Genomic DNA, 11851 nt, shown 5'->3' with positions numbered 1-11851 from the left:
ATAAATCCTTTGATAGTTAAAATTATGTTGAAAATTCCTTTTTAAAAGTTTGGTTTGAGAAATATAGAGCAATTCTAAATTCATTTTTTTGTCCTTCAAAAAAAAAAAAAAAAAAGGACTTTCTAGGTAAATGTTCCGGTTAAAAGTGTTTTAGAGGGGATTATAACTTTTGTTGTTTTGATACTTGATGATCCTTAAATTCATTTTAGATAATGAAGTAAAATGGTTGATTCTCATCCTCCTTGTTTAAACTTTAAAACCTATTTTTGTATATAAAAATATAGAGTCTTTGAAACATCTATATTAAGTTATGAAATGATTTCTAAAGAAAACTGCTAATAAATCTAAAAGAATTGAACTTATCTGAAACTGAACAAAATATTCAATTTTTATTAAGGATATAATGAATGAAATTGCCTATACTCTAATTAAGGTGGTTTATTTTAAATGCAAAATGATATGTATGTATTGGAGTATTGGAAAAAGTTGGAAGGAAAACTATGACTATAAATAGATTCATAAAATACCTAAAAGAGATATTTTCTGATATGACGGGTTTTTAAAGAAATATTAAAATGTGTAAATTTGTAAACTCTAGATTAATTATGAATTTGTACAACGGATTGATGAACAAATTCTAACTGATACAAACAACTCATCATTGGCAATCTTTTTTTATAAAGAAAACAAATTGTACATATACTTATGAACAATTAAAATAGCTATAGTAAGAATATATTAAATCTTAAAAATAAGCATGAAAAATTAGAACACATCATAAACTGGTGCGTTCTAATTTTGTTTGTTTAATAGTTATAAATTAAGGATGTGTTTGAAATATTAAGCTACTGCTTTTTCTTATATCGTATTTCTATTTCTTGAGAGTGTACATTTAAGAGATCGGCTTTATTTTCATCATCAGCATCTCATAATTTCACAATTTTATATTTACCTTCTGGTGCAGCTGTTGATTCGTTGAAATATCTAAGAGATTCAATATAAACTAGCATAGAACCATCTTTTAATTGAGTCCCTCTTATATATGGTCCGCCATCAGTTGATGCAAGGCTTGCCGCATTATCTTCTTGAGATTCATAAGGAGTTCCATCAAAACCAACTAAACTAATTAGCATTTTAAATTTCTTCTCTTTTATTTTATCAAATGTATCTTTAGAAGTCTTGAATTCAAAGTGAAGATAATTTCGTCCCGCTAAAACATTTAAATTACTCTTAGTAGGAGTTAATTTTTCTTTACGTTCATTTTCTTTCTTAGTTGCTTCGTTGAGAATTTCTTGAATTTTACCTACTTGTTCGTTGCTTTTAATTTCATCAATTTTTTCATTAAAGCTTTTTTTATCACTTTCTAATAAGTAAACTGAATTTGAAACCTTTGAAAGATAAGTTAGAGATCTACTCTTTGTACAAAGAAAAAGATTTTTCATTTAATAAAATTGCAAAGAAATACAATTTAAACAGAACCGTTGTTTGATACATTATTCGGTTAATAGAAAGGCATGGAACTAAGATTGTTTATCGTTCTAGGAATAAAAAATATTCTAAAGAATTCAAAAAAGCAGCAATTGATCGTGTTTTGCTTAACGGTGAAACTTATGTAAGGGTATCGATAGAATTAGGATTATCTAATGTTGGTTTATTACACTCATGAATTAAATCTTTTCTTGAAAACGGGTATAATGTTGTAGAGAAAAAGAGGGGCCGTAAACCATATGAACAAAAAGCAAGAAAACAAGACGAACATCTCATTGAAGCAAGAAAATGAACTTTTACGAAAGCAGAATTTACGCCTTACCATAGAGAACGAATACTTAAAAAAATTAGATGCCTTAGTTCAGAAAAGAGAAAACCAACAAAAGAAGAAATAGCTCAAGCTATCACAGAACTAAGGCAAGAATTGTTATGTAGTTTGAGATTCATTTTAGAAGTAATTAATAGCAATCCAAATTGTCCAGGCATTTCAAGAAGTGATTATTATTACCACCTTAAAAAGGTAAGTAAGGATCTGAAAAACAAGGAAATAATGAGCCTTATCACTGAAATTTATTACCACCACAAAAAACGCTATGGATACCGTAGAATCACACTAGAATTAGCAAATAGAGGGATTTTAATTAATCATAAAAAAGTGAAACGTTTAATGAAACTAATGGGATTATTTGCTCTAACTCCTAAAGCTAAATATCGATCATACAAAGGCGATTTAAATGGGGTAGTGAAGAGTCATCTATTAATCAAGATTCAAGATCAAGTTGCTCATAAAACTTATTATCAACGAGATTTTTCAACCACTTCTTGTAATCAAAAATGAACAACTGATGTTACTGAATTTCGCATCACTAATAGCAAAGTATACTTATCACCAATTATGGATATGCACAATAGAGAAATTATTGCTTTTAATATTTCAACAAGCCCTAACTTTCAACAGACAGTTAAGATGATTGGTGAAGCTTTTCAAAAGTTTGAAGACTTAAGTGGGTTAATATTGCATTCAGATCAAGGCTGACAATATCAAATGCGCCAATACCGCCAAATGCTAGCTGAGAAAAATATTATTCAATCAATGTCGCGAAAAGGTAATTGTCTTGATAATTCGCCTATGGAAAATTTCTTCGGTAAACTAAAAAACGAAATGTTTTATGGTCATGAATCTGAATTTAAAACGGTTGAAGAATTAATCCAAGCTATAACAAACTACATTCATTACTATAATAACGAAAGAATACAAGTAAAATTAAAAGGATTGACTCCTGTACAATACAGGCATCAATCCTTATAACAATAGACAAGAATTAATTTGTCCAAAAAATCGGGTTCACTACAACAATTAATTGATAAATCGCTTTTTTTTTTTTTTTTTGCAAAACATAAGTGAATTTTTATAATTTACCCATTTTTTGAAGCTTTAAATCAGAGAGTTATTTGAGCTACTAACTCTTAGTTTAAAGGAATAAATAAGAGGTAATTTAGATGAGTAAACTAAATAGCAAAAGCAAAAAAAGGAATACTAATCGGAGTAGGTGGATTTATAGCTGCTTCAACTATTACAGGAGTAGTAGCAGAGGTTGCTGTTAATAAACAAGCAAATGATAGAAGAGTAGAATCTGAACTTTTAGCTAAGAAAACTGAAACAGTTAATAAGATTAATGGTTTAAGTAGTTTAAAACCTGAAGAAGTAAATAAATTTAACAAAGAAGTGAATGAAGCAAGATCAGTTCAAGAAGTTGATGATGTTTTAGCTAAAGCTACTCAAACTAGTTCTACTAATAAAGCAAACCAACAAGCTCAATTAATAAAATCTAAGAATGATGCTAAAAATCAAGTTAGTGGATTGGTTAGTTTAAATAACCAACAAAAAGAGTTACTTTTAAAAGAAATAGATGAAGCTGATTCTGAACAAAAAGTTCAAACGGCTTTAGTTAAAGCTAATCAAGCTCAATTAGTATCTAAGAAAACTGAAGTTAAAAATGAAATTAATGATTTAGTTGACTTAACACCAGAACAAAAAACAGCTCTTTTAAAAGAAGTCGAAGTTGCTGATTCAACACAAAAGGCTGAAGCTGTTTTAGAAAAAGCTAAAACTCTTGTTCAAACTAATAAGACGAGTAAGAGATTACTTTTACAACAACAAGCAAACAGCAAGAAAATTGAAGCTAATAACCAAGTTGATCAACTAGCAGATTTATCAGACAATGATAAGAATAAGTTTAAAGAACAAATTGCTAATTCATCTAGTCAAGAAGATATTAATAAAGTTCTAGAACAAGCAAATCAACTAAACAACCAAAATAAAGCAAAAAAAGAGAAGGAATTAGTTGAAAAGAAAAATACTTCTAGTTCTGAAATTGATGCATTAACTAGTTTGACTGAACAACAAAAAACAGAATTTAAGAACAAAATTAATTCTGCTACATCAAAAGAAGATGTTGATACTATCTCAGAACAAGCTAACCAAGCAAATCAAAAAGCTAAAGATGATGCTATGAAAGCATTCAATAATCAAAGAACATTGACAACAACTTATCTAACCGATTCACTAAATGATCAAAAATATATAGATGGTAAAACTCAACTACAAAAAGATATTAAATCTATTGATGAATTAGTTAAAGAAAGTTCAAGTCAAAACTCATTCAAATATAACGAAGCTAAAGAAAAACTAGAAAATGCATTAACAAATGCTAAGAAACATATTGAAAAAGTTAATAAGGCTAATGAAACTGAAAATAAACTAGAAGTTACAAAATTACAATACCAAGCTAGTTTAGTTCATAATATTAAAAATTTACTTTTATTAATAACTGGAAAAAATATAAACACAAGATTCACAACTAATCCAACAGCTAAGTTAATTATCAAAAATTCTAAAAACGATATAGTTTATTTTGATCCAATTATTGTAAACCATATTGAAAATGATGTTTTTAGAAACACTGAAACTAAAATTGATTTTGAAGCTTCGATAAAGGGAAGAAAGAATATGGAACAAGATGTTGAAATAGATAAAATCATCTTAGAAATAGACCAAGAATATCACATTGTAGACTTAAAAGGTAAAACACTTAAATTCAACGGAACAAAAACAGATGGAACTGTTGACTACAAATAAGATTATATATTCGAATTATTAATCAATAAAGTGGATTTAATGCGTCTTGTAAAAATACACAAACTCTCTCTCTCTCTCTCTCTCTCTAAAATAATATTATTTTAGTACCCCCTTATTTTTACACCAAAAAAATAAATGGATTCTACTTGATTTACGAACAACCAAAATCAAAAAATCCATTTTTTACTCATTAAAAAGTGAAATATCTTATAAATTAACAATATTTAAAACCCTATCAAATACTAATCTAATACTCAATAGTCTTAAATATAGAGGTATTTTATATGAGTAAACTAAAAAGTAAAAAACCAATAATTATAGGAGTTAGTGGATTTATTTTAGCTTCTGCAATAATTGGTGCAACTGTTGGTGTAACAGTTAATAAACAAAATAGTATTACATATCAAGAAGTTAAACTTCGAACTAAGAAAAGTGAATTAAATACAAAGATTAATGAATTAATGTATTTAAGTTCTGATGAAGTTACTAAATTTACTACAGATATTAGTAATGCTCAATCTTTAGAAGAAGCTGATGAACTTTTTAATAAAGCAAATCAAACAAATAATTCAAATAAAGTTGCTAAAGAAGCAAAAGAAGCAAAAGAAGCTGCATTAGCAACTAAGAAACAAAGTGCAGTTTCACATATTAATACACTAGCTGATTTGACAGAAGAAGAAAAATCACGTTTTTTAGTTGATATTAATAAATCAGAATCTGAAGAAGTAGTTGATTCAATTCTTCAAAAAGCAAATGATCGGAATCAAGTAAATAAAGAAAATAAGCTAGAGCTGTTAAAACAACTAAAACAAGAGATAGTTGACGCTAAAAGTGAAATTAATAATTTAGGTCATTTAAATGAAGATCAAAAAAGTAATTATTCTAACCAACTTGATAAAGCTAATTCAAGTGATGAAGTGGCAACAATTTTAGCTAAAGCTAATGAGCAAAATAAAGCAAATTTATTAATTCAAAACAAAGCTAATGCAAAAACTCAAATTGATGGTTTGAGTGAATTAACTAATGAAGAAAAAACAGAATTTAAAAACCAAGTTGATAAAGCTAATTCTAATGAACAAGTTGAATCAATTTTAGCGAATGCTACTAAACAAAATGATGAACTCAAGAATAAAAAATTATCTGCTAGTGAACGAGTTGATTATTTAAAAAGTTTACCTGATGAAGATAAAGAAAAAATCAAAAAGCAAATTGAAGTAGGTACTTCAGTTCAAGAAGTAGAAATGCAACTTGAAAAAGCTAAAAAATTAAATAATGGCATTTTACTTGCTGAATCATTTTTAAATATCCCTGAAGATCAAAAATCACAACTTAAGGAAGAAGTTAAAAAATCAACATCAGAAGAAGATTTAAAAGAAAAGTTACTAAAAGCTAGCAAAGACAATGCTAAAGCAAGAATTGAAGAGTTAAAGAAGGTAAAAAAGGATGTTAATTTAACTCCACTTGAAAAACCTGATGAAGTTTTAACTAAAATAGATCAAGCAACAACTATTCAATAAGTTGAAGATATTTTAGTTAATGTAATTGGTCAAGTTACAGGAACAATTGTAAAAGATTTAAAAATAGAAAAAGTTCCATATGTTAATTCAAAAGGTGATAAATTTAATTTAGTATCATTAGTTATAACTTTAAAAATTACTTCAGAAGATATATTCGATTATAAAGCAACAAGAACTTGATTAATGAATTTCAAGTATCCAGACGGAACAACAAAAGAAGTATCAACATTAGGTATATATAGAAAAGAAACTATTGATAAGCCAACCCTATAGTTGAAAATTGATAGTTATGAACCTTTCGATAAAAAGGGAGTTTATGAAATAAGTAAATTGTGATTAAATGGAGATTTTAAGGGCATTAATTTACTAACCAGAAAACATTTCCCTGAAAATATATAATCCCCTTTCAAAAACCTAACCACTCAAATCTTAAGTTTATCAATTACTTAAATTAACACTAAAAATACCATCTAATTAAAGGGGGTATTTTTAGTTATATAGATCATTAAAATAGTAAATATTAATTAATAAGTATTAACTACTTAACTTTTTGTTTGCTTTTCATCATAGCTTGATAATTTTCAAGAAAAACTTTGTGTATTAATCCGTCATTTAATTCTAATGAATCTTCATCTAAACCAATCATATTAGGACTTAGTTCTAGAATCTTTCTTTTATGTGAATTTCAAATTGAATCGTACATACCATTATTAAGTGGTGTTTCTTCAAGAATTACTTCTAGTTGTACTTCAGCTTTTTTATTCAATAACTTTTTATCAATTGCTTTCTTGGTTCTTATAACATCAGAACCATATTTTTGATAATAATCAGCTACAGATTTAATAAATATAGAACCGTTTTTAAGAATTATCTTTTCATTAAATAACTTCTCACTTAATCAAGAGTGTTGATTATTAAATAATAAATAATTACCATATGAATAAAACATTAATGTTTGAAGTTTTTTAAGAGTCATTGGTTGTTTATTTAAAAACCATTTAGCAATTGTTAATGGATCTGATGCAATAGCCATAGTTAAGTCCTTTGTAATTAGAAATTATCTTTAATTTGATTAATATTATAAATTAGCAAATATTATTAAAAAATTACTTTTAATTATTTTTAGATTTAGGATTAAGTAATTTTTTAATAATGTGTTTATAATCTCTGTTTAATTGTCATTCGTCTGTAATTACTTTTGGTAGTATTACATCATTCTGTTCTGTGTGCTTAAGGTTTTCTCAGATAAAGTTCATAATCTTCTTTTCTTTATTAGTAGATTCAAAAGCAGTTTTAAATCTTCGTTGAATTCTACTAGCAGGTTCTTTTAGTTTATGCAATAATGGTTGAATGAATTTATTATATAAATTAGCAGTTCACATATAAAATGCTCTTAAATTTGTTGGTGTTTTTAAATGTGTATTACCTGCAAATAATTGAAGATTAGGATTAGTATGTGTTGCAGCACTAAAACCTAGAATATGGTTTGCTTGTAAAGTTTTAAGAGCAAGTCTTTCTAATGCTAATAATTGTTCAACAGTAGTTGATAGCTTTTCTATATACTGTTCTTCTTTAGATACTGTTTTATTGTTTTCAGTTTTTTCTTGGATTTGATGTAAGTTTAAATTAGCTAGTTGAACTAGATATTCTAAATATGCTTTATATAAATCATATTGTTCGCCCGAACTCATTAAAAGAGACGATTGATTCATAAAGTTGTACATTATAAAGTCCATATCTCAATATTGTCGTTGGTCTTTAGTTAATGTTTTTTCATAGAATAATTTACTTAAAAACAATTCGTTATTGTGATTTGATTCTTTGAATTTTGTGTTTCATTTATCTGAACCATAAATTACTCGATTTAAATATCAAAGAAGTGTTGGTTTAGAAATGCCATTTTCTTTATAAAAATGTCACGGATCTTCTTCAGTTCATTTCCGCATATAAAAATATTCTCTTTGCGTTTCTCTTTCTTTAACTGCTCTTTCATAAGACAAACGAACTCTAAATCCATCATCTTCTGTTGGTTTTGGTGGTAATTCCTCTCTATGGTATTTACCAAGTCTATCAGGGATATTATCTAAAAAATCAGTTTTATTTCCTAACTCCTCTTTTAGTTTTGCAAAAAATAATTTTTCATGACGATTATCCATTTCGGATCTTAATTGATCTATAGATCAATGTTTATTAGATTCTAAAGTATTAACCATTGTTTTTAGATGTTCTGGATCAAAAGCTTTTCTTGTAAACATTGGTTCATGATGATTAATATAAACAGATGCTTTAGCAAAGGTTGGATCTTCTCTTAATTTATCAAATACATAAATTGATGAAATATATAAATCATCTTTTTTAGCAACATATTTATCTAATTGATTCACTGCTTTAATTTCATTTAAAAAGCTTTTAGTTTTAAGCTGTTCATCATTATCTTCTTTAGCTATTTTAAATCTGATGTTATCAAATTTAAATATGTTTGGATTATATTCTTGTTTAGTTTCTTTTGGTTTAGATTGGTTGATGATCTGTTTATTTTCTTCTTGTTGTTGTTGTGAGCCAGTTTTAGTCTTTGGTTGTTCGTCTTTCTTTGCTTTAGAACAAGATGCAACAAGTACACTAACTGATCCAATTGTAGTTAATATAAAACTACTAATTAATATTTTTCTAGCTTTTGTCATAATAATTTATAAGTTATCTATTCTTATAAATATTAAACCACAAACCAAACAACATCTAATTAATCAATACTATATTATTGTTTATTTTCTAGAATAAATATTTAAGGAGTTTAGGTATATGTTAATTAATTATTTGTTTGATAATTTAGGGAGTAAGCATCGCACAAACCCCTTCCTTTATTACTAACAATATCATTGTTTTAATCATGATTTATTCAAACCCACTGAACCAACAACACACTAACTAACTAACTAACTAACTAACTAGAATCAAAAAACTAATCATCAAAGATCATTAGTTCTACTCATCTTCTCTTTATCTCTAATAGTCTTATTAATAATTAATCTTTAAAATAATTTAATAGTAAATAAATACTACTAAGTTTACCAACTCCATTAGGAGTTGTTATATAGTTAATATTTTTATTAGCTATATAAGTGTTTATATCAAATGATCCAACTAAAGAGTTATTATAATGAACTGTTGTTCCATCTATTAAATAACTATTATCTTTAAGATCTTTAAAACTAAAGACATTAGCTTGATTAATAGTACTTATTACTACATCATAAGCTTTAAGTTTAGTGTTGATGTTATTTGTTTTAGAATCAAACAAACATACATCATACTGATTATTAACTAAGTAGTTATAAATATATAATCCATAAGTTGTTGATTTACCAATTACTACTATTTTTAACTCTTTATTTAAGTTAATTAGTTTAACTAAATCAACAACTATTGATCCAGCTATTGGTAAATAGTTAGATAAGTGTTTAGTTTGATCACTATATAAAGCTGCTTCTAGATCAATATCAAATGATAGATATTGGTTTAAATTAAGTTTTTTATAATAACTAGATAATGGGTGTTCAAAATATAAGAAATGATGATTAGTTTTAATATCATTAAATTGATCAACTAACTCTATTATTGAATAATCATTAAGATCTCTTTTGATTAATTCAATATTAAATTGTTTAGTTAATCGTTGTTTAGATTTTAAAAAGATACTATCTTTAAAGATTGATCTACTATCATAGTAAACATATATTATTCGTTTAGTTTTTTTAGTTTTAGCTAAGTTTATTAGTTGTTTAGATTTAGATCAATATAGTTGATCTAAGATTGATTGTAAACTTGTTTTCATTAATACAAACAAAAAACCAGAAACTAATCCTGGTTTTATTTAATAGTTTTATTTAGCAACTTTTACAGTTGCATACTTAATTACTTTATCTTGGTATTTAAAACCAGTTTCAACAACTTCTACAATTGTTAAACTATTATAGTTTAATGAATCAACTAATTCAACTGCTTCCATACAACTATCATCAATTAATGAACCAACTGTTGGGATAATCTTGCTAATTTCTAAATCAGCTAATCCATCGATCATTTGATTAGCAATCATTCTAAATCCTAAAATAAAAGCATTTAGTTTTTCATCATCATATTGATTATCAACAATTTTAGAGAAATGATTAATAGCTACTAATAAAGCATCAAATTTTTGAGAGAAGATTTTATAAACAGCATCAACTACTTTTTGGTTGTGATTTTGTTCAAGTTCATTTAGTTTTTGGTTTAATAATTCTTTTGCTTGATTAGCTTTAGCTTGAACTTGGTTAATAAAATCATCATTAAGTTTGTTGATTTGTTGTTCAAGTTGAGCAACTTTAAAAACTAGTTGTTGATTAATTTGTTTTTGTTTATTAAGTTCGATTTCTAAAGGATTGATTTCTTTTTGTTCTTGCTCTCTATTAGTTTGATCAACAACTTGGTTTTGAGTTTGTTGTTCATTAGCTTGTTGGTTTTGATCTTGCTTTTTGTTCTTGTTTTTACTCATCCTATTTAATCTCCTTTAATAATGTATTTCTGTGTTCTTCAACTTCGTGATTAGTTTTCTTAGTTAACTCTTTTAAGAAAGCTTTTTCTTGTTCAGTTAAATTAACTGGTTTAGCATAGTTGATTGTTGTATAGAAATCGCCCCGTTTTTTAAGTAAACGGTTGTTTTTAGATTCAATACCTGCTCCTGAAATCTTGAATCGTTTTCCAACTGGGGTGTTTGGTGGGATAATAATTGTTTTAATGCCATTAGTTGTAACAACTTCAACAGTTCCCCCAATAATTGCTAAGATCGGGTCAATAATTGTTTCTGAATAAATATCAAGTCCGTGACGTTCAAAGTAACGAGAACGTTCGATTTGGATGTGTAAATATAAATCAGTTCGTTGTCCTTTAATTACATTTCCTTTATTTTTAACAACTAATACTTCACCATCATCAACTCCGCTTGCAATCTCAACGGTCAATTCAACACTTTCAACCATCAATTTCTTAGCTTTACAAGTCTCACACTTAGATTTAAAACTCTTACCTTCACCTTTACATGAACTACAAGCTTTTTCTTGTTTCATTTCACCAAATGGTGTTCGTACAATTTTAACTTTTCTACCACGTCCTTGACATGAAGTACAAATAATAACATCATTTGGATCTTTACTTCCAACTCCATTACAAGCAGTACAGTCAACATGACGGTTGAACTTAATCTTTTTAGAACATCCTTTAACTGATTCAATAAAGCTAATTCTTAAACCTAGATTAATATCATCAACATTACTTTGAGCTTGATTAGCAAACCCTGATCCACCATTAAAGAATGATCCAAAGATATCATCAAACATTGAACCAAAACCATCAAACCCACCAAAACCAGCACCATTTTGGAATTGGTTAAAATCAGAGTGTCCAAATTGGTCATAATGAGCACGCTTGTTAGCATCGCTTAATACTTCATATGCTTCATTGATTTCTTTGAATTTCTCTTCAGCATCAGCTCCCTTATTTTTATCTGGGTGATATTCTTTAGCTAGTTTTCGAAAAGCTGATTTAATTTCAGCATCAGTTGCATTTTTACTAACTCCTAATACTTCATAATAGTCACGTTTAGCCATTATAAACCTCCATTAAACACAATGGTTAAATTATATAATAAAATAAAAAAGTTAGCAATCTCTTT

At 26.9% G+C, this 11851-nt stretch carries 10 protein-coding genes; 3 read left to right on the top strand and 7 right to left on the bottom strand.

Features of this window, described 5'->3' with window-relative positions; translation table 4 throughout:
- Window positions 1–845 precede the first annotated feature (845 nt).
- On the bottom strand, window positions 846–1442 hold the full coding sequence (locus tag JM47_RS02695) for a hypothetical protein (RefSeq protein ID WP_208894870.1): 597 nt from the start codon (window positions 1440–1442) through the stop codon (window positions 846–848).
- Between the two features lie 8 nt (window positions 1443–1450).
- On the opposite strand from JM47_RS02695, the gene JM47_RS02690 reads away from it, so the two are divergent.
- On the top strand, window positions 1451–2797 hold the full coding sequence (locus JM47_RS02690; protein ID WP_408645524.1) for an IS3 family transposase: 1347 nt from the start codon (window positions 1451–1453) through the stop codon (window positions 2795–2797).
- A 200-nt stretch (window positions 2798–2997) separates the two neighbouring features.
- Here the strand turns inward: JM47_RS02690 and JM47_RS02685 are convergent, their stop codons facing one another.
- Complete coding sequence (locus tag JM47_RS02685) at window positions 2998–3210, bottom strand: hypothetical protein (protein WP_208894869.1); 213 nt, start codon at window positions 3208–3210, stop codon at window positions 2998–3000.
- Between JM47_RS02685 and JM47_RS02680 the strand changes: the two genes are divergently transcribed.
- Window positions 3131–4627 (top strand): hypothetical protein, encoded by a 1497-nt coding sequence (locus JM47_RS02680; protein ID WP_408645523.1) that lies wholly within the window; start codon window positions 3131–3133, stop codon window positions 4625–4627. The two genes, JM47_RS02685 and JM47_RS02680, sit on opposite strands and share 80 nt — an antisense overlap.
- A 284-nt stretch (window positions 4628–4911) precedes the next feature.
- Window positions 4912–6144, top strand: coding sequence for a GA module-containing protein (locus tag JM47_RS02675; protein ID WP_208894867.1), 1233 nt, complete (start codon window positions 4912–4914; stop codon window positions 6142–6144).
- A gap of 538 nt (window positions 6145–6682) precedes the next feature.
- On the opposite strand, the gene JM47_RS02670 is transcribed toward JM47_RS02675, so the two are convergent.
- From JM47_RS02670 to dnaJ, 5 genes are all read right to left on the bottom strand, one after another.
- Window positions 6683–7177 (bottom strand): hypothetical protein, encoded by a 495-nt coding sequence (locus JM47_RS02670; RefSeq protein ID WP_208894866.1) that lies wholly within the window; start codon window positions 7175–7177, stop codon window positions 6683–6685.
- A 79-nt stretch (window positions 7178–7256) separates the two neighbouring features.
- Entirely contained in the window at window positions 7257–8825 is a 1569-nt protein-coding gene (locus tag JM47_RS02665) for an MAG3960 family lipoprotein (protein ID WP_208894865.1), read from the bottom strand.
- A gap of 341 nt (window positions 8826–9166) precedes the next feature.
- On the bottom strand, window positions 9167–9976 hold the full coding sequence (locus tag JM47_RS02660; RefSeq protein WP_208894864.1) for a Rossmann-fold NAD(P)-binding domain-containing protein: 810 nt from the start codon (window positions 9974–9976) through the stop codon (window positions 9167–9169).
- A 48-nt stretch (window positions 9977–10024) separates the two neighbouring features.
- Window positions 10025–10675: a nucleotide exchange factor GrpE gene (gene grpE / locus JM47_RS02655; protein ID WP_208894863.1), complete on the bottom strand. Its 651-nt coding sequence runs from the start codon at window positions 10673–10675 to the stop codon at window positions 10025–10027.
- A 1-nt stretch (window position 10676) separates the two neighbouring features.
- A complete protein-coding gene (gene dnaJ, locus JM47_RS02650; protein ID WP_208894862.1) occupies window positions 10677–11786 on the bottom strand; it encodes a molecular chaperone DnaJ in 1110 nt (369 codons plus the stop codon).
- Window positions 11787–11851 lie beyond the last annotated feature (65 nt).

Origin of the sequence: Ureaplasma diversum (assembly GCF_000941095.1) — a bacterium.
GTDB classification, from domain to species: domain Bacteria; phylum Bacillota_I; class Bacilli_A; order Mycoplasmatales; family Mycoplasmoidaceae; genus Ureaplasma; species Ureaplasma diversum.
The sequence above is the reverse complement of the archived record's forward strand: the minus strand, read 5'-3'. Positions and strand labels throughout refer to the sequence as shown.